General features: G+C 48.8%; 15 protein-coding genes. 6 read left to right on the plus strand and 9 right to left on the minus strand.

The window, feature by feature from the left end; all coding sequences use genetic code 11:
• Positions 1 to 4: 4 nt before the first annotated feature.
• Positions 5 to 2,074: an nSTAND1 domain-containing NTPase gene (locus CXK86_RS17655; protein ID WP_076251300.1), complete on the minus strand. Its 2,070-nt coding sequence runs from the start codon at positions 2,072 to 2,074 to the stop codon at positions 5 to 7.
• A 318-nt stretch (positions 2,075 to 2,392) separates the two neighbouring features.
• On the opposite strand from CXK86_RS17655, the gene CXK86_RS31870 reads away from it, so the two are divergent.
• Complete coding sequence (locus CXK86_RS31870; protein WP_133120414.1) at positions 2,393 to 2,683, plus strand: hypothetical protein; 291 nt, start codon at positions 2,393 to 2,395, stop codon at positions 2,681 to 2,683.
• 59 nt (positions 2,684 to 2,742) lie between these two features.
• On the opposite strand, the gene CXK86_RS17660 is transcribed toward CXK86_RS31870, so the two are convergent.
• The gene (locus CXK86_RS17660) at positions 2,743 to 4,398 is read right to left on the minus strand and encodes a PucR family transcriptional regulator (protein WP_257467899.1); all 1,656 of its coding nucleotides are present in this window, start codon (positions 4,396 to 4,398) and stop codon (positions 2,743 to 2,745) included.
• Between the two features lie 204 nt (positions 4,399 to 4,602).
• Here CXK86_RS17660 and ald point away from each other — a divergent pair, with 204 nt between their 5' ends.
• On the plus strand, positions 4,603 to 5,736 hold the full coding sequence (ald, locus tag CXK86_RS17665; protein ID WP_076251296.1) for an alanine dehydrogenase: 1,134 nt from the start codon (positions 4,603 to 4,605) through the stop codon (positions 5,734 to 5,736).
• Between the two features lie 167 nt (positions 5,737 to 5,903).
• Here the strand turns inward: ald and CXK86_RS17670 are convergent, their stop codons facing one another.
• Positions 5,904 to 6,821 (minus strand): PD-(D/E)XK nuclease family protein, encoded by a 918-nt coding sequence (locus CXK86_RS17670; protein ID WP_076251295.1) that lies wholly within the window; start codon positions 6,819 to 6,821, stop codon positions 5,904 to 5,906.
• A 512-nt stretch (positions 6,822 to 7,333) separates the two neighbouring features.
• Between CXK86_RS17670 and CXK86_RS17675 the strand changes: the two genes are divergently transcribed.
• Positions 7,334 to 8,017, plus strand: coding sequence for a serine/threonine protein kinase (locus CXK86_RS17675; protein ID WP_076251293.1), 684 nt, complete (start codon positions 7,334 to 7,336; stop codon positions 8,015 to 8,017).
• 20 nt (positions 8,018 to 8,037) lie between these two features.
• Here the strand turns inward: CXK86_RS17675 and sigJ are convergent, their stop codons facing one another.
• Genes sigJ through CXK86_RS17690 form a run of 3 tightly spaced genes read right to left on the minus strand, consistent with a single transcriptional unit; the run spans position 8,038 to position 11,213 of the window.
• Positions 8,038 to 8,949, minus strand: coding sequence for an RNA polymerase sigma factor SigJ (gene sigJ, locus CXK86_RS17680; RefSeq protein WP_076251291.1), 912 nt, complete (start codon positions 8,947 to 8,949; stop codon positions 8,038 to 8,040).
• A complete protein-coding gene (locus CXK86_RS17685; RefSeq protein WP_076251702.1) occupies positions 8,939 to 10,258 on the minus strand; it encodes a phytoene desaturase family protein in 1,320 nt (439 codons plus the stop codon). Before CXK86_RS17685 ends, sigJ begins: the two co-directional genes overlap by 11 nt.
• A 58-nt stretch (positions 10,259 to 10,316) precedes the next feature.
• A complete protein-coding gene (locus CXK86_RS17690; RefSeq protein ID WP_076251289.1) occupies positions 10,317 to 11,213 on the minus strand; it encodes an AraC family transcriptional regulator in 897 nt (298 codons plus the stop codon).
• 129 nt (positions 11,214 to 11,342) lie between these two features.
• Between CXK86_RS17690 and CXK86_RS17695 the strand changes: the two genes are divergently transcribed.
• Positions 11,343 to 12,230, plus strand: a complete 888-nt coding sequence (locus CXK86_RS17695; RefSeq protein ID WP_076214488.1) for a sugar phosphate isomerase/epimerase family protein — start codon at positions 11,343 to 11,345, stop codon at positions 12,228 to 12,230.
• A gap of 48 nt (positions 12,231 to 12,278) precedes the next feature.
• On the plus strand, positions 12,279 to 13,334 hold the full coding sequence (locus CXK86_RS17700; RefSeq protein WP_076251287.1) for a Gfo/Idh/MocA family protein: 1,056 nt from the start codon (positions 12,279 to 12,281) through the stop codon (positions 13,332 to 13,334).
• Positions 13,335 to 13,685: 351 nt separating this feature from the next.
• Here CXK86_RS17700 and CXK86_RS17705 read toward each other — a convergent pair whose 3' ends face one another.
• Positions 13,686 to 15,005, minus strand: coding sequence for a glycoside hydrolase family 125 protein (locus CXK86_RS17705; protein ID WP_076251285.1), 1,320 nt, complete (start codon positions 15,003 to 15,005; stop codon positions 13,686 to 13,688).
• Between the two features lie 114 nt (positions 15,006 to 15,119).
• On the opposite strand from CXK86_RS17705, the gene CXK86_RS17710 reads away from it, so the two are divergent.
• Positions 15,120 to 16,178, plus strand: a complete 1,059-nt coding sequence (locus CXK86_RS17710; RefSeq protein ID WP_101314165.1) for a LacI family DNA-binding transcriptional regulator — start codon at positions 15,120 to 15,122, stop codon at positions 16,176 to 16,178.
• 236 nt (positions 16,179 to 16,414) lie between these two features.
• Here CXK86_RS17710 and CXK86_RS17715 read toward each other — a convergent pair whose 3' ends face one another.
• Together CXK86_RS17715 and CXK86_RS17720 are read right to left on the minus strand one after the other, a co-directional pair.
• Complete coding sequence (locus tag CXK86_RS17715) at positions 16,415 to 18,028, minus strand: hypothetical protein (RefSeq protein ID WP_101314166.1); 1,614 nt, start codon at positions 18,026 to 18,028, stop codon at positions 16,415 to 16,417.
• Positions 18,006 to 18,581 carry an RNA polymerase sigma factor gene (locus CXK86_RS17720; protein ID WP_101314167.1) on the minus strand — a complete coding sequence of 192 codons (576 nt, stop codon included), beginning with the start codon at positions 18,579 to 18,581 and terminating at the stop codon, positions 18,006 to 18,008. Before CXK86_RS17720 ends, CXK86_RS17715 begins: the two co-directional genes overlap by 23 nt.
• Positions 18,582 to 18,692 lie beyond the last annotated feature (111 nt).

The following is an 18,692-nucleotide window of genomic DNA, read 5'->3' on the forward strand; positions in this document are numbered from 1 at the left end:
AACCCTACAAAATCCGCGCCAAGCGAGTCAGCGCTGTTCTGAGATGGCGATAAAATGTCGCCCGACTCATGGAACACGTCTGGGCTGCGGCAGTTGGATTGCCAGCATGCGTCCAGTAGGCTGCGTATAACAGCATCTGATCCTGTGGAGATAGGCCATGCACTCTGCCCTCCAACAGATCCATGACATACAGCTGTAACTGGATCCCATCCCTTGCTCCTGCAACCCTGCCAGCATATTCATGCAATTCTCCTGGAGAACGAAGGTGCCCCAGCATCTTGCGAACCTCCTGTTCCGACCAGGATGTCCGCTCCCGCACCGTTGTTCCTGGCTGTATCCGATCATCTTGCCATTCAGGATCAAGCAGGGACATAACCCACGCTCCGAATTGCCCACTACGCAAATCCAAATCAAGCACATCTGCCGGGTCCTCATATCTGTCACAAGCACGGGTTCGGGTTCTCCGCATCTGAAAGCCAATACTCAGCAGGAACAACTTCAGATGAGGATTCGTTGCAATCAATATCACTCTCGCACCATCACCCAACAGAGACAGTCGGTCCAGTGCCATATACCCCACCAGTTCTTCTCGTGTGTAACCAGGCACGTCATCTCTTGCCGCAGCCAGCAAAGCAAAGTGAGTATCACTTTGATCCGGATCATTGCCAAGCTCCTGTGGTGTGAAGCATTCATTCATCTCATTTGGAAAATGCTTCAGTAGCAGACCGCTACTTTCCCTATGTACTAGCACTGTAATGAACATGGCGATCGGCTCTCCAAGCTGGTCACGCATCAATACGATCCCTTCGGGATAACGGTGCGCCAGCTCATCCAGGAACGGGCCATAGAACACGGCCTGATCTGGTGCCACGCTGTACTCACACCATTGTTGTAACAGCCTGTGCAGCGAAGGCAGATCCTCTTGTTTCATCGTTTCAAGAGGGGAGAACAAGGAATCACGGGACACATCCGCGTACTTGCGGAATTGAAGCATGGACTCCTGACAGAGCAACAACATCTTCCGGGCAATCTGGCGGCGCTCATGCGAACCTGCCTGTTCATGTAGCGGTTTAAGCAACTTCGCGATTTGGATACGCATCGTCTGCAACCGATGCGGCTCACGTTGGCGCAAATCCCGTAGCAGATGCACCCTGCCCATGTCATGCAGGGCAAGACCATCCGGGCCGGAACGAATAAACGACATCTGTCTCAGCATGTGGTACTCTTCTTGGGTCACAGTCATATCCAGTACAGATGATAACAATTCCTGATTTGCTGTTCCAAGCAGGGTTAACACCTCCACCATGGGATGCAGACGAGGAATCGTCAGTTCCAACAGCAATCGGGCACTAATCATATGCGACAGTTCAGCCCATTCGGCATGGGGAAGATTCCGTCTCTGATCCGCAGCTTCCACAGCAAGCGCCAAACCCAGCGGATGTCCATCGGTCATTCTCGTAATAGTACCTGCCATCCCCTGATTCAGAGAGCCCGCAACCGAGATATACTCCGAAATCTCTTCGACGGTAAAATGTTGAAGCTGCATCTGTACAAACCGCTGATGCAATCGGGGATGTGTCCGCCAGGCGGATGCAAGTTCTGGGCGTGATGCCAGAATGACAAGTATCCCTCTTAACGGAAGTTTGGATATGAAGACTTCCATGAACCAACTTTCCAGCAGTGCGAGTTCTTCATAATTATCCACTGCCAGGACCAATCGCTTCTCGACCGAAGTGTCTTTCAGCAAGCTCAGTGGTCGCGGATATCCGTCATTATCCAGTGTTTCCAACTCCAAAGTAGAGGACAAATATTCCATAAAAACGGAAGGCGTTGCGCCGCATGATCGGCCATCCATCCATATTGCCGTCGCACCTTGATCACGAGATACGGATAACATCTCTGAAAGCAAAGAAGATTTACCGATGCCTCCCATACCCGTAATTGAAAATATGGTCAGTGGCGCTTCCGGATGATTGAACCACCGCTCCAGTGTCGTCAGTTCCTTGGTTCGACCAATGAAACGTTTGCCATCCTCAACATATTTGTCGTATTGAGCCTCACTACTGTTTCCCATATATGTCCTCCGTACTAGATACTGGTACTTTTAATATACTTTTTTCTCTCACAAAATTGAGACTATATTGAGACGCGCAATTGCATGTGAAGTGATAGAATCTTGTTAAAAGCCAATTTATAGTAAATATTCAAAACAGCGGACATGGAAACGTTCTTACAAGGTATACATAGACCCCTTCGCGCTACTTCTTAACATAATGGATCATTCCGCCAATCAAGCACAGCCAACATGTACATGAGCATTTACCGATCTCGAATTCATGCTTCCCTTTCATACCCTACTACCAGCCCGATATTCCAGGAAAGGCGGATTTGTGTGAGAATAAACCTCGATATCTGTAATCTGAGCGGACAACTTGGAATCAATCCTAAACGACTTAATGAATGGCTGCACCAAAGTGGCATTTCAATGGAGGACAATGAAGCAGGACAGGAAGGACGTCCCGACCGGTCGTCACCCCCGTATCGGCTGGCTGCTCCTTCTTCATTATCACTGGCACCTTCCTCCGGTCAAACGAAGCTTTATCGTGGCCGACGCTCCACTTCCACTCTGCAACGCCTGCCTACTTCATTACGACACACCCGGCGGATTAGTAAAAACTGCTAGACTGTGCTCAAGGTAGTGTAAGATGGGTGCACAGTCTGTGTTGCATCCCTTTCACCTCATCAAGAGGATTGCCACTGTCCATTCTCAATCATCACGTGCGCGAGCAGCGCCATCTCCAGACAGATTCTTCTCCCTTGATCCATGTAACCTGGACCCATCAGTTCTTCCAGCTTCTCCAGTCTGTTGTACAACGTTTGCCGATGAATAAATAACTGGGCGGCCGCATCCCGTTTGGAACCAAAGTTCTGCAAGTAGGCATCCAACGTCTCTACCAATCGCAGGTGATGCGTTTGGTCATGTTCAATCAACATACCCAGGTGATCCTGGACAAAGGGTTGCAGGAAGGATTGGGGTAATGCCTTTAACATTTGATATATACCCATACGTTCGTAAAAGTGAACATGTTCCATCGAATCTACCGATCTCGAAACTTCGATCACCTGATAGGCCTCCTGAAGGCTCTCCGGCAGACTGGTCAAACGGCTGCGAAACTTGCCAAATCCTACATGAATCATAACCTGGTTCAAGTTGCGGCTGGCAAACCGCTTCACATCCAGGGCGATTCCTTCCAGCAATCGCAGCAGTTGATGACGTGCAGCGGCCGTTACCGCTTCCTTCGCACAGCACAGATATACCTGGTTGTTCTTCAGCATAATCAGGCTAGGCAGATTGTTCTTCTTGAGCAGGGAACGAAGCAGGACAAGCACATCCTGATGATTCGCTTCCATCCTCTCCCGGCCCGTACCCTTCAATCGATGCTCAATCTCGATGACCCCTCCCGCAAACCAGTACTGTCCCTTCACCAGCAAACGAAGTCCCATTCGGGTCTGGGCCTGCTCCTCCTGATGGATGTTGCCATTCATCAGATCCTGGATCAGCTCGTTCTGATTGCGGACCATCTTCTCTTCAAGAAACTGGGAGCGAAGCGTGAGCGCTGCCGCTGCCTTCGCTGAATAGTCGAGCAACAGCTTGAGATATTCGACTGGAGCTGCGGGATGCACAATCATGCCTACAGCCGAAAATACCTGGCCAAAACAGACGACCGGATGACACAACAGAGCCTTCTCTTCGTCTATGTGGAACCATAATTCAGTATCCGAATCATTCAGATCCAGATGTTCTACCTCCTGTTCATACCAGGTATAGATTGCTTGCTCCATCTCTGGAGCAAGTTCGGGCACAAAGCTACCCGGCTCCATAGACGAGATGTACACCACCGGTTTTGCAGCGTATTCATGCAACAGGTTCAGCACAGCAGACATGTCCGTACTCTGTAATGTACGCTGCTGAAGCTGGCGGGAGTAGGCTTCCAGACTTTTCAACAGTTGGTGCTGATGATTAATGAGCAGTGAGTGAATATCCTGTGTAATCTCGACAAAACGGACCGGTTGCTCAAATACGATCAGCGGAAACTGGTGTCTGTCCGCCAGTTCAATCAGTTCTTCCGGGATCCCGTATATGCTGGTACCAAACTCCACACACAGCCCGGCTGCCTCACTGCCAATGAGCTGAAGCAGATACTCTTCGCGCCCTTCTTCCGATTGAAGCCACAGTCCAGTGGATAAAATAAGATCATGGGGGCTTACGAATGGAGATACATTGGTAATCTCCAATACATGAACCCAGCCAACCTGACGGTTCACTCCATCCTTCCCTGCCGCTAGTCGTGCTCGGCCAAATACCGGACGTGCAAGGATATCTTTGATCGTAAACACACGGTCATTTCGCAATGGCGATCCCTCTTCGTGTTATTTTTTCTTACATTATAATCCATGGACAAATGTCCTGAACAGTCTTTTTCGACAATATGTTGAGTTCGATCCCTAAAAATTAGACATCAAGTAAGGTGCAAAACGATTATTCAAGTCATAAACTTGTAGTATAAGCTAACAACCAATAAATGGACGAGGTGCATGGTGATGAGAATCGGAATTCCCAAAGAAATCAAGAATAATGAGAATCGTGTAGCAATGACTCCGGCCGGGGCTGCTGATTTCATCAGAGCCGGTCACCAAGTACTGATTGAACAAGGCGCGGGGATCGGCAGTGGATTCACGGATCATGAATATCAAACTGCGGGCGCCGAGATTCGGATTGATGCCAAGTCCGTGTGGACCGAAGCCGATATGATCATCAAGGTGAAAGAACCACTTGCCAGTGAATATGGATATTTTCGTCCGGGACTGATTCTGTTCACCTACCTGCACCTCGCAGCGGAACCGGAGCTTGCCAAAGCCCTTATAAAGAGTCGGGTAACGGCTATTGCGTATGAGACGTTGGAGGTCAACAGCGCTCTCCCCCTGCTCACCCCTATGAGTGAAGTTGCAGGCCGCATGGCCTCCCAGATCGGAGCACAGCTACTGGAGAAAACAGAAGGTGGCAAGGGCATTCTGTTGTCAGGTGTACCCGGCGTCAGTCGGGGGAAAGTGGTCATTATTGGTGGCGGAACGGTGGGAACAAATGCAGCCAAAATTGCTATTGGTCTTGGCGCCGATGTGACCATCCTTGACCTGAATCTGAATCGTCTGCGGCAGTTGGATGATATCTTTGGCAATCAGATCCACACACTAGTATCTAGCCCGTCCAACATTGCAACAGCTGTTGCGTCGGCAGATCTGTTGATCTGTGCGGTGCTGATTCCGGGCGCCAAGGCGCCAACACTTGTCAGCGAGCAAGTGGTTAAGACGATGGCACCGGGCTCGGTCATTGTGGATGTGGCGATTGATCAGGGCGGGATCGTTGAGACCATTGATCATATCACAACCCACGATGAACCGACCTATGTGAAACATGGCGTCGTGCACTACGCGGTGGCGAACATGCCGGGCGCCGTGCCGCGTACTTCCACGGTGGCGCTGACCAACGCCACCATGCCTTATGCGCTGCAGCTGGCCAACCACGGTGCAGCCGCCGCGATTCGCGGCAGTTCGTCCATTCGCAGCGCGGTTAACGTGCTGAATGGACACATCACGTATGAGGCGGTTGCCCGGGATCTCGGGCATGCCTATGTTCCTGCGGGTCAGGCGCTGGAGAATACCGCCGCTGTCCAGTAATCTTGATATGATCGTTCCACCCGGCGCCTTGTCGCCAGGCCTGTGGAATGCAATAGAAGCGCAAGTCGGGCAGATGATGTTCCCGGCTTGCGCTTCTTGTTTTTTTTCACATATAGGATAGCTTGTTGGTGGGTATAAGGCCTTAGGTTTTTCCGGTTTTTGGCACTTCAGACTGCTCGCTCACTGCACACTTCGCGGAAGTTGCAATCCCGGCAGGACCGGTGTGATGGCATCGCTGTGAAGTAGGTGACGTCCTTGGGACGGTTGTAATACTCATCCTCCACGCAGGATCGCATCTCCTCAATGTAACGACCCACGTTCTCCTCTACCTTCCGGATATCCTCTTCTGTCGCTGTAAACTCCCGGTGTTTTCCGGTTAACAGGTACTCCACTCGCAGCTCAATCTGCTCCAAGGGAACCCGGTAGTGTTCTCTCACATAGGATGCGTACAGCATTAGCTGATCGGAGAAGTCATCTTCCTTGCCCGTCTTCCAGTCCACAATGACAATATTGCCGTTACTGCGTCGATACAATAAATCCATCTTCACATACACACGTGTATCGTGCAGCATCATGGTATCCCATTTCTCGATCTCCAGAATGTCCGTACTTGCTCGGGACAAGTCCTCCCACGTAAGCGTCTGGTACAGGTTACCGACACAGGCCGAAGCCCGTTCCTTAATCGTGGCGATCCGATCATTCAACGTGTCATCCCCGTAATAGATCTCGGACAGCATCGTGCGATTCTTGGGGTTCAGTCGCCACTGATCCGTGTCCATGGATTCCACATACGCCTGATTCAGCAGCTTGCGTATCGTCTGTTCCAGGAAGTGTTCACGCGGTTTATCTTTGCCCTCTTCCCTGCTGCGTACCGCCGACTCACACATCCGATGTGCGAGATCCCCGAAGACAAGATACAGATTGCTGAGCTGCTTCAGACGGTACAGACGAACCTGCATCTCATCAGCAGAGTCTGTCTTCCAGCCGTTATGGGCACCGTAATAATGATAATAATATTTGCGCAGGCACTCATCGAACATACTCGCCCGCGACTGCGAATAAGACCACTGCGGGTATTGTGCCATAAGTAATCTGCCTTTCTGTATGCCGGATCTGCATGAGATCCCTTAATGCTCACAGTATAAAGCCCGGGCAACCTTGTCGCAAGCGCGCTTCCGTTATTTTCTTCTGACGCAACCGTTTCCGATTCGATCCGTATCGTTTATATAGTAACATCACCAAAAGATGAAATTGCGGAGCAGAACGCATAATATACTCTATAGAGGGCACGAATTCAGGACCGGGATGTTAGTACGGTCTAGCCCGAAGCCAGTGCTGGCCCGGCGCTAACGAATCTCACACACCTTATCACGCGGATCATGAGGTTTTACGGAACTTAAACGAACCCCAGACAAGCTAATTAGTCTTATTCGGTTGTAGAACATGTTTACTGCAAGCAAATGAGCCAATAGCGTGTCTCTGATTCGTTACATTTTCAGATCTGCCGATTTACGCGAAATAAGACTTACTCGGTTCGTTAGAAAATGATTATATGAAAAAAAATTGTACAGGCATATCCTAAAAGGAGGCACCACCCATGAATCGACCGGATTGGTTCCAGGCGGAAGAAGCATTACAACAGATCCAAGTCATCGGAAGCGACCGGAATGAGCTCGTGAACATCATCGGCGATGTAGAAGGATTGAATTGCATTGGCACAGGTACGGATGCGGCTGTATTTACGTATGACGGCTTGCCGCAGTATGCCCTCAAGATGTACTCGGATCATGCCTTGGACAAACTCGAAAATGAAAAACAGGTATACGAGCAGCTCAAAGGTCTGCCATACTTCCCTACCTATTTCGGCAGTGGCCGGAATGTACTTGTGATCAGTTTTGAACCCGGGGATACGCTGCTGGAATGTTTGGAAAAAGGAATCCCCGTCCCCGAGCAGGTGATGCTCGATGTGGACGCAGCGCGAGAAGCCGTTCGCAGCCGCGGGTTGAACCCTCGCGACATTCATCTGAAAAATGTAATACTTCAGGATGGACGCGGGAAAGTGATTGACGTATCCGAGTATATCCAGGACGGCAATGACAATCGCTGGGAGCATCTGGTCTGGGCCTATCACAACATCTATCCACGGATCAAAGGAACGCCCATATCTCCACGCATGCTGCAAACGATCAAATGGGGATACAATCAGTTCGATCATGCCAACGTCAAAATGGACGACCTCGCCAAGAAAGCCAATCGTCTATTCTCCAGATTTATGAAATGAGTATCCAAATTGACTTCACTTTAACCTAAATTCAGATGTTGCAGCTTATCCGGGTTACGCAAGATATAGATCCGCTCAACACAATCGTTTCTAAAAGCTAGGCTGACCACAGTCGGGAATGCCTCAGAGGGGCTGCTTAATACAAATCCTAGTTGTCCATTGACCTTGACCAGACGTACAATACCAGCGCTGTCCCCTTTGGATAAGAGCCCTTGAATGAACGCCAGCACCCGCTGGCTTGATGTAACGGGTTTAATTGCTGCCACAACTTTACCACCACCATCACTGTACAAGGCGACATCGTGGGAAAGCATTTTTAAGAGTCCTCCCATGTCTCCACTCGACGTGGCTTGGAGGAAACGAAACGCAAGCTGCTCGGACTGAACGCTGGGAGTCAACTCGACTTCCGGCTCGTCCTGGATTTTACGTTTAAGACGACTGTATATTTTCCGGCAGCCGACCTCCGTCTTGTTCAAGAAGTCTGCTATATCGCCATAATCAAATTCAAAAGCTTCTCGCAGAATAAATACCGCGCGCTCAATTGGGGTTAGCCGATCAAGCATGACCAGGAAGGCGTACGAAATCGTATCTTCCAGTTCAATCGTTTGAAGTGGATCATGTTCCACGGCTGATACTGATTCTCGAGCAGCCTTATAATTTTGCACCAGAGGTTCCGGTAGCCATGTCCCGACGTATAGTTCCCTTTTTTTACGTGTTGATTTCAAGTAATCGAGACAACGGTTAGTTACCATTTTGCATAAGTATGCTTTCAGGTTCCGAACAGAGCTACCCTCTTTATGAATACCTTGCTGCTGTACTGTTACAAATGCGTCCTGAACCACATCCTCAGCATGAATGACAGATCCCAGCATACGATATGCGATAGAAAGAAGAAGGGGTCTATATGTCCTGTATACCAATTCAATCTCCATAATGTATTCCTTCCTTATCTATTCCTCTACCTTCTATTATCATTTGAGCAGCCCGCTTTGCGCTCGCCAGAGAGGCATTAATCAGCATCCCTTCATCCCCTACCCAATCGCCAGCAACATAGAGCCCCGGTCTTCCTGTGATCTCAGATCCAGGTCTACCCGAGAGACCTCCGTTCTCAGCTGTGACACTGCCATGTGAGACAAGCATTCGTGGAAGAAACCGCTGCTTAATGATATGCTCGCGCCACCCCGGCTGAATCAAATCGAGAAAGCCCTTTAGTTCGTCTTCATCCTGCCTTGGATCCGATTTTGATGATTCCGACAAATACTTCATCACATGCACAACTTCATATACAGGGTTCTCTGATAAGGAGGCCGCGGCGGAATGGTTGGAGTAGTACCAAGGATGATTTACGCCTAAAACAAATTTTGTTTTCGGTTGAGGCATCCCGGACACGACGAGATCCAGACATGCGGCTCGAACAGGAGTTAACTTGTGATACAGTTTGGCTTCAATGGGTGAAAGAGCAGGATTAAGCAGAGCTAAAGTATCCAATGGGCCAGCCGTTGATAAGACGTTGCGAGTCGTCAACTGTGAACCATCTTTTAAGGAAACCATCATCTGAGGATAACTTCCGGCAATTTCTCGTACGACCGAGCTTGTGCGGATGGATACACCCGCCTGCTGAGCTTGTTCTGTGAGCCAAATAACGAGGAATTGCCAACCTCCATCTATATACAATACTTGGTTCTGTTTGAGTTGTTCAATGACGGCGCCAGCACTTACCTGATCAGGAGCATCGCAATAGGTGCTCAAACGAACAAGCGCAAATACGACACTACGTACACGTGGACTGGATACCAGGGTTTCCAGGTAAGTCTGCAAACTAACGTTATGCAAAACGGATGTATCTACCTTTCGGAGAGAACTGTAGAACCGAAGAAGCTGGCACTTCTCTCTCCATTTCAAATACGATCCGAGCAAGAGCTGTGCTAGGGAAATTGTCTTATTCCCGCCGTTTGTTCCTTCAAACACCAATGTATCTGGCGGTTTCGGTACTGATCCGATAGGTGTGACGCCTACCTCATGGAGAATGGGTAACGCTGCTTTACTGAGAGCATGAGCCCCCAAGTTTACGCGTGCTCCCGCAATCTCATTTGAGATAGCGCGTCCTCCGAGCTGTACCCCTTTGTCGAGCAACAGCACAGTCTTTCCTGCACGGGCCAGATAAATCGAGGCGGTCAAACCGGCAATGCCTGCTCCAATGATGATAATATCCCATACTGGCTCATTATGATGCTCTGTCATGTACATCAATCCCCTCCGCTTAATGCATACATGACGATGAGCAGCGGACTTTTGTGACTCAGACTTGCTTCTTCATTCGCCCCCCAGAAGGAGTTACTCCCTTGTACTGTTTATATAACTTCGTAAAATAGTTGGCATTGTCGCAGCCGACTCTGGCGGCGATCTCTGTAATGGTCAGACTACTGCCTTGCAGCAGCTGCTCTGCCTCACTCATCCTACACCCGTTCACGTATTCCACAAAGGTACGTCCGGTCAGCTTTTTGAACATTTTGCAGAAGTGATACGCATTTAATCCCACATGACTTGCCGCTTCCGTAACAGACATCTTGCCTGTGGGGTCCGCTTCAACCTGTGCAATTAACTGTTTGAAACGTTCACGGTTTGGAAAATACGATCCGACCGTTTTATCCGGTAGTTGCTGCGGCATAAAGGTTCGCGCAAGCAGGGTGAACAAGGCATGCAGCTTGGATTTCACCACGAGCTGATAAGCCGGGGGCTGTAACGCCATTTCCTCCACAGCTTCATTCAGCAAAGAATAATAGCCTGTGCAGGCTGTATTTTCCTCTGCCGGTTTGACCGGAAATCTCACTCTTCCTTCCAAATACGGCGCGACATATTGCTCATGCACAGGATCATGAGTGAAATCATGGAACAGTGCACGGTTGACCACAACGGAATCATAATGCACATCCCCCTCATCCAGAGCATATCCGACATGCAATGTACCTCCAGGAATGATGATGACCTCACCTGCTCGAACCACATAAGGTTTGCTATCAATATGAAACAGCGCACTGCCCTTGCGCATGATAATCAGCTCAAAATGTTCATGCCAATGCAAATACAAAATGCATTCTTCAGCTTTCATATCTGAACACCGATTTTGGAACAGCTGAAATGGATGTGATTTATGGTCAATTCGGGTATTTTCGTGAAGCGCTTTCAGATCCAGCACGACTTCTTCCCCCTCTTCACAAGATCCGACTATTATTACACAAGATTGTTTAGAGCCATCCCGTTAATCCACGGCTATAATGAGTGTGTCACGAAGTACTATAAGCCAATATTGGAGTGAAATACAACCATGAATAAATCATTACGCATCGGTACCCTTGTAGGCGGGCAGGACGCCGTCCGCGTTATCCCGCAGATCATGCAACATGGCTTCGAATCATTTAACCTGACCTTCTGGCAAACAACTGGTGACCTGGACTTGGCAGAGACAGCCAAACGTGTCCGTGAAATCGTGGACGAACAAGGTATTGTCATCTCCGCGGTGAGTGTATTTGGTAACCCGCTAACTGGAGCCGGAGACAACGCCGATACACTGGCAAGCTGGGAGCGAGTGATCGATCACGCACAGCTCTTCGGTGCAGATATCGTCTCCGGGTTTACCGGACGTCTAACCGATCAACCCATTAACGAGTCCATCCCCCGGTTCAAGGAAGTATTTGGTGAACTGGCACGTAGGGCAGCAGACCGGGGTGTACGCATTGCTTTTGAAAACTGTGATATGGGCGGCACCTGGCAGACAGGCGACTGGAACATTGCCCATAACCCGACGGCCTGGGAGATGATGTTTGATGCTGTTCCAGATGAAAATGTTGGGCTGGAGTGGGAGCCTTGCCATCAAATGTCCAGCCTGATTGATCCTATTCCACAGCTGCGCAAATGGGCACATAAAGTCTTCCACGTACATGGCAAAGATGCCACGATTGCCTGGGATATTGTCAAGGAATACGGCGTGCATGGCCCACGTGAATTTGTCTGGCACCGCACACCCGGCTTCGGGGATAACAACTGGGCAGACATTATCACCATTCTGCGCCAGAACGGTTATCAGGGTACGATTGACATTGAAGGCTGGCATGATCCCGTCTACAAAGATGAACTCGAAATGACCGGACAGGTGCATGCATTACGATATTTGAAACAATGCCGCGGCGGCGATTTTGTGCCCAATCCGGTATAGGAAACCATGCGAGCTGTATAACACAATCCATGCGAAGGAGATGAGAACATGACTCATCCTTATCGGGTAATTATTGCTGGCTGCGGTGCCATGGCAAACACGTGGGCGGACTATGCCTTGCAAAGGCCGGATACGGAAATCGTTGGGTTGGTCGATCTGTATGAACAGACAGCCACTGCTTTTGCTGCAAGACACGGCCTCACCTGCCCTACGTTCACCGATATCCGTGAAGCCATTCAAACGACTGGTGCAAATATCGTATTTGATGTCACAATTCCGGCGAGTCATTACGGCATTGCCATGACGGCGCTGAAGGAAGGATGTCACGTATTTGGCGAGAAACCACTGGCAGAGTCCTTCTCCGACTGCACAGATATTGTGCAAACCGCTCGCAGCACAGGACACATTCAAGCCGTCATGCAGAATCGCCGTTTTGATCCGCGTATCCGCGCCTACCAGCACCTCATTTCCGGCGGAGCTATAGGGCAGGTAGGTTACGCAGGAGCCGACTTTTTCCTCGGGCCACACTTCGGCGGATTCCGTGATCTGATGGATAGTCCGCTGCTGCTCGATATGGCGATACATACGTTTGATCAGGCACGGTATATTCTCGGAGCCAACCCAGTATCGGTGTACTGCCATGAGTTCAACCCTCCAGGTTCCTGGTATCGGGGCAATGCGATGGCGTTATGTATATTTGAGATGTCTGACGGGTCCGTATTCAACTATCGCGGATCTTGGTGCGCAGAAGGTGTACCCACATCATGGGAAGCAAGCTGGCGCGTAATCGGTGAAAAAGGAACCGCCATCTGGGATGGTCATGATGACATCTATGCTGAAGTAGTTGCTGCGCAAAGCCTGGATGCTGACGGCAAACCATCCTTTTTCCAGCCAAGTGAGCGGATTGAAGCGGAACTGCCTGTCATGGACAAAACAGGTCATCACGGCTGTCTCGAAGACATGTTCGCCGCACTGGAATCCGGCCGACTGCCTGAGACCGATTGCAGCGATAACCAGTTCAGCATGGCCATGGTCCTCGCATCACTGGAAAGCGCACGCACAGGCCAGAAAGTCTTCATCGCCGATCTACTAAAAAACACATAGCGAAGCGCCTGTATATTTCATATTAAAGAAAGCCCAAACTGCAAAAGTTTAGCAGTTTGGGCTTTCTTATTTTTTTACTTACTCTCCTAGTTCCAAAAATGTTGTCACAAAAAAATTGTCAATCCAAATAGCAAAAGTAGTGCAGGGAACGAAATCGATTCTGAAGAAGCAAAGTGTTCGCCTAAAAGCTTTCTGAAAGAAAGCTGCATCGGAAGCATACGCTTATCCCCGGATTTCGACTTTACAAAAGTCGATCAGGAAATCCGGGGATAACAGCGATCGAAAGAACGATTCGTAACCGGAACGGCTGCTTCGCGAGCAGTGAGCAATTTTTTTGGAACTTTCATCATTTTATAGAATTCCTCTTTTCATTGCCTTATACACCAACTGCGAGAACAGGCTGTTGGACCAGGCAAACCATGGTCTGGTGAACGTGTTTGGATCATCGGCGTGGAAACCCTCATGCATATATCCAGTACCTGCATCCGTGTTCTCCAGTAATTCAATCATCGCCAGCATTTCCTCGTCATTGTCTGCGGTCAGACCCTGCATGGATAGCGCCATGTGCCAGATGTATCCTGGAGGGGTGTGGGGGCTACCTATACCTTTGGCTACCTTCCCTTCATAGTAGAACGGGTTTTCTTTGCTCAAAATAAATCGACGAGTGTTTTGATATACCCTGTCTTCAATCGAAGCATACTCCATATACGGTATAGACATCAGTCCAGGTGTGCCCGCATCATCCATTAGACAAAAGTTGCCGTAACCGTCCGTCTCATAAGCATATATCTGTCCATACTCCGGATGACGGTAAGTACCGTACAGGGAAATGCCATGTCGTATTTCTTCTTCCAAACGAGCCATTTGACTCACCAGCTGCTCATCCCGGAACACCCACTTCGCGATCTCCCCCATCTGGCGCAAGGTTACCGCAGCGAACATGTTCGCCGGAATATTATAATGAAAATCACAGGCATCATCACTCGGACGAAATCCGGACCAGATCATCCCCGTATAATTCACCGGCATACCCAATCCTTCATTACGCAGCGTATCATGGGCAGGACAATTGCGCCGCATGAACTGGTAAGGTGATTGCTCTGCGTGATGCTGCTCCGTCTCCCATAGTTGTACGATATTCTCCATCACTTTCTTGAAGCGCTCGTCAAATATATCCGTGAGTTCCGTCTCCCGCCAATATGTATAAGCCAGCTTCATGGAGAAACAGAGGGAATCCAATTCAAACTTCCGTTCCCACACCCAGGGTGACATCTCCGTCTCATCATTGGCATCCCAATGCCATCCATTCGCTGTTTCATTGAACGCATTAGCATAGATATCCATATCAGCATAAAATGTATGCCGTTTGATCAGCCCCCCAATGATACGTTGCAACTTCTCGTCATCCTTCGCAAGCGGAACATAATGCATGACCTGCTCTACGGAATCCCTTAACCACATGGCGGGAATATCCCCTGTAATCACAAAGGTTGTCCCATCATCTAGTAGCTTCGTGGTCGTTTCCAGTGTATTCGGAAAACAATTGCGAAACTGAGCCAGCAATCTCGGTCGATGTTGCAAACGCTCGTCCGCCTCAGTCAGAATATCCTGCACAGCTTGTGGCAATTCCAGTTGTGGCATAGGGATTTTCGGTAATCTGAACTGTTCCATGGATGTCGTCTCCTTTGAATTCTATTGTTATTTTTGTTATGATAAATTATAATAACATTATTATTTGTAAGTGTACTGTGTCAGAAGATGATCGTCAAATGAAGGAGTAATGATATGTCACGCAAAGTATCCATTCAGACGCTGGCTGACCAGCTCGGATTATCCAAATATGCCGTCTCCCGCGCACTCAGTGGCAAGACGGGTGTCAGTGAAGCAACACGCGCACGAGTTCTGGAACTTGCTCGTGCTTTAGGATATCGCCAAAGTACTCCAGGTGCTAACAATATTCCTGCCGCAAACCATGCAGATCCGTCCGATCCACCTTTTGCTCTCATATGCATGAATCAGCTCAACCGCGGTGAACCCCACTACTGGCAACGTGTTCTGTCTGGCATGATCTCCGCCTGTAATGAGCGTGGTTGGCATCATGCCATTGTATCTCCCTCACTCGGAGTGACGGACGAGAACACCTCTCCCGAAAAAGCCATTGCTCCTCACTTGGACTGGGAACGTTGTGCCGGGATTATTGTCATGGGGGCTTTCCCTCATACGGTTCTGCAAAGACTCTCTCAGACAGGCCGTCCTATTATTCTGGTAGATCATCAGGAGCCCCTGCTGAATTGTGATACGATCAGCCATGATAATCTGGAAGCTGGCATCACCGTGGCTAGATATCTAATGTCTATGAATTGCCGACGGATCGGCCTCATCACAGATGATGGTCGTGCTGCGAGTTTCGCCCAGCGGAAAATCGGGATTGAGTTGGCTCTGAACCATTTCCATGTGGACACCAGTCATACGACCAGCTTTAGAGAATGGAATATTCCGTATGAGAACGGGGAATGGGTTAACCAATTGGCTACCGCCATTCAAAACATGCCAGATGACAAACGTCCCGATGCCTGGATTGGTGTTAATGATGATATCGCTTTGCAATGGATGCATAAATTACAGGAGATGGGCATCTCCACGCCTAAAGATTGCCTTGTCATCGGTATCGACAATGTACATTCTGCCGTTACGTCCTCCCCACCACTGACCACGGTTAACCTATGCAAAGAGGAGCTTGGACAACGTGCGGTGGAAGCTTTACAGCACCGGATCGAACGACCGGGGACGCCGAAAGAGACGGTTATGTTATCGACTACGTTGATTCCAAGGGAATCGGCATAATTTGGAAAAGGTAACCACTCTTTTCTGAAGATGAATTCGTTAGGTACTTGCTGTCCCGTGAGTCTGGTACATATGAAAGAGGCCCCGCATACCATTATGCAGGGCCTCTTTCGTATATTAGGCTTATATCCTTATATTCCTGTACATTCACACTTAAATCTACTGATTCATCCACCCATCCTTATATCATCCATTCGAAGCTTCATTTACTTCATGTCTAAGAATTGTACTACTGGTTATTTCAGCCAAGGCAGGCTACTGTACGACGGAAGATCCACTTCCCAATTCACATCGCGATACTCTCTATTGACTACGGTTCTTTTCAAAGTGAATTTTGTACCCTTTTCTTCGTTAAACCCCCGAATTTTTAATTGCAGATCATCTTCAACGTATTCACCGTTATTATTAGGTTGATCCGGATAACCGTTCACTTCAACAGGATACTCTTTTCCATCCGAATCTACTGCAACCCAGCGATCACCCATGAAAGCATTTCGGAACGTCCCACTCCCCTTCAGAACTAGTGAATACCCTTCCTTTACATCAATCTTCGGAGGATCATACGATTCCATCAGTGGCTCGTACTCAAAATCATAGAATAATATTTTATCTCCAAGCTGTTCAAATTGTGCAAAAGTATAAAAATTCGTGTCCTTACGCCTCTTATTCAGATCAACTTCCACTGATTTCTCTTCTTTCACCGGCAGGGTGTAACCATCCAGAACAAAGCGAATGTTCTTCGCATCTACCGTTACCAACGCAGGGTCCCATGTCTCTGACAACTTCAACGGCCCACCGTTCCTCAAGTCACTCTGATCTTGGAGCTGGAACTTGGCTTGACGGGCATCTGGTCTTATTCCATTGAAAATTCGATATTCATTTGTTTCAGGAATCTCAAGATGGTAGATGATACTCATATAGCTCGCCCAATTCTCATCAACTTTGGCACGAAGTTCATCATCCAGACTCACATTCAGGTCAAGCCGGGTTCCGTTTGGCGTGCGTACAAGCTGTGTCATATCAAGCTTTAGTCCTTCTGGCGTCGTATATGTGTTATCCATAGAATTTTCAACAGCCAATGATTTGGCTTTGGTCATATCGATCTTGAATTTGAAGCTCCAATCCACCGTAACATCTCTATCTTCATAGGATTTCTTCTCGTAATCATAATATCTGCCCACATTTAAATTACGCAGTTCACCCCGCACGACCACTTGATCCGGAATTTCATCATGAAACTGGAATAACAATCGTTCAGTTAGAGGGCCCTTTGTTCTTGCATCTCTTGCAAGAGTGGCGACCTGTCGCCCCTCTTCATCCGTAACATGAATTCTCCCCAACTCAGGCAGAAACCGTGATACCCCTAATCCATCAGGTGTTGTTTGTTGCATGGTCATTACCATATGAGATCGGTCTACAAGCACGTCTTCAATTTTAAGCGTGTAGCCCTGGTCATTGATATTGATATCCGGATTAACCACAAGTCCAAGAGGTTTAAGACGTTTATAATCATCCGCAAAATAGGAATATTTCAATGCTTCAGGCACAGGTATGTTAGGCAATGGCAGACGATCCACAGCATTTACCGCGGGTTGTGCTGGCTCTGCTGTTCGGTCAAAAGCAAACCAGGCCCCTCCGGCAAAGATCACAACAGCCGCTGCTGCCATTCCAGTCCGGCGCATCCAATGCGTTCTCATGGATTTTTTCACGAATGGATGCTCGTCTTCTCCACTTTCCATGGACACGCCATCCAGCTTCTGCATGAGCTTAAGCGTAAAATCCGCATCCGGCTCCTCACGATACAGGTGCTCCTCCCACAACCGATCTTCATCCCTTGAAATAGGCTTCATACGTAGCTAAACCTCCTTTGCGTTCCATTTGCTTCCTCAGCGTTTTTTTCCCGCGATAAAGGGCGTTGCGCACTTTGGTTGAACTCATACCTGTAATGTCTGCAATCTCTTCATAGCTCAACTCGTTTGTGTACTTCAGTAATAACACCAGGCGATACGATTCAGGTAACTGTTCGAGGTGTCGATATATTTCACGCTGCATCTCTTTATGCAGCACACGTTTTTCCGGTGTTTCATTACTGACAGGTTCGATCGCCTGATCGACCGGAGACATGACGGGTTTCTTTTCCCGTATAAAATCCCGCATCCGATTCACCCCAATGGTGTACACCCACGACGAGAAACTGCTTCCCTCCCGCCGCGACGGAAGATAACGATAGATACGAATGAACGTATCCTGAGCGAGATCCTGTGCATCCGGATGACTCGCGCCCATTCCGCGCATGATGCCGTAGACTTTATTTTTATATCGATCCACTAGCACGGAGAACAACTGCTTATCCCCTGCAACAATGCGCTGAATAAGCTCCTCCTCCGGTATCTGTTGAGTCATGTAATCCCCCTTCTCTACAGCTTCCATGCATGGTTCTGTACTATATAGACGGAAGCCGTTCCCGAAACCTCTCACTTTATCCAAAAAAAGAATTCGCCCTTATCGGCAAAG

The organism is Paenibacillus sp. BGI2013, assembly GCF_002843485.1.
Lineage (GTDB): Bacteria > Bacillota > Bacilli > Paenibacillales > Paenibacillaceae > Paenibacillus > Paenibacillus amylolyticus.

What these genes read in the sequence shown, in the direction of transcription:
- CXK86_RS17710 (WP_101314165.1), top strand. Translation starts at nt 15,120, where the DNA reads ATGTCACGCAAAGTATCCATTCAGACGCTGGCTGACCAGCTCGGATTA.
- CXK86_RS17720 (WP_101314167.1), bottom strand. Translation starts at nt 18,581, where the DNA reads ATGACTCAACAGATACCGGAGGAGGAGCTTATTCAGCGCATTGTTGCA.
- CXK86_RS17715 (WP_101314166.1), bottom strand. Translation starts at nt 18,028, where the DNA reads ATGAAGCCTATTTCAAGGGATGAAGATCGGTTGTGGGAGGAGCACCTG.
- CXK86_RS17675 (WP_076251293.1), top strand. Translation starts at nt 7,334, where the DNA reads ATGAATCGACCGGATTGGTTCCAGGCGGAAGAAGCATTACAACAGATC.
- CXK86_RS17685 (WP_076251702.1), bottom strand. Translation starts at nt 10,258, where the DNA reads ATGACAGAGCATCATAATGAGCCAGTATGGGATATTATCATCATTGGA.
- CXK86_RS17700 (WP_076251287.1), top strand. Translation starts at nt 12,279, where the DNA reads ATGACTCATCCTTATCGGGTAATTATTGCTGGCTGCGGTGCCATGGCA.
- CXK86_RS17705 (WP_076251285.1), bottom strand. Translation starts at nt 15,005, where the DNA reads ATGGAACAGTTCAGATTACCGAAAATCCCTATGCCACAACTGGAATTG.
- CXK86_RS17655 (WP_076251300.1), bottom strand. Translation starts at nt 2,074, where the DNA reads ATGGGAAACAGTAGTGAGGCTCAATACGACAAATATGTTGAGGATGGC.
- sigJ (WP_076251291.1), bottom strand. Translation starts at nt 8,949, where the DNA reads ATGGAGATTGAATTGGTATACAGGACATATAGACCCCTTCTTCTTTCT.
- CXK86_RS17670 (WP_076251295.1), bottom strand. Translation starts at nt 6,821, where the DNA reads ATGGCACAATACCCGCAGTGGTCTTATTCGCAGTCGCGGGCGAGTATG.
- ald (WP_076251296.1), top strand. Translation starts at nt 4,603, where the DNA reads ATGAGAATCGGAATTCCCAAAGAAATCAAGAATAATGAGAATCGTGTA.
- CXK86_RS17695 (WP_076214488.1), top strand. Translation starts at nt 11,343, where the DNA reads ATGAATAAATCATTACGCATCGGTACCCTTGTAGGCGGGCAGGACGCC.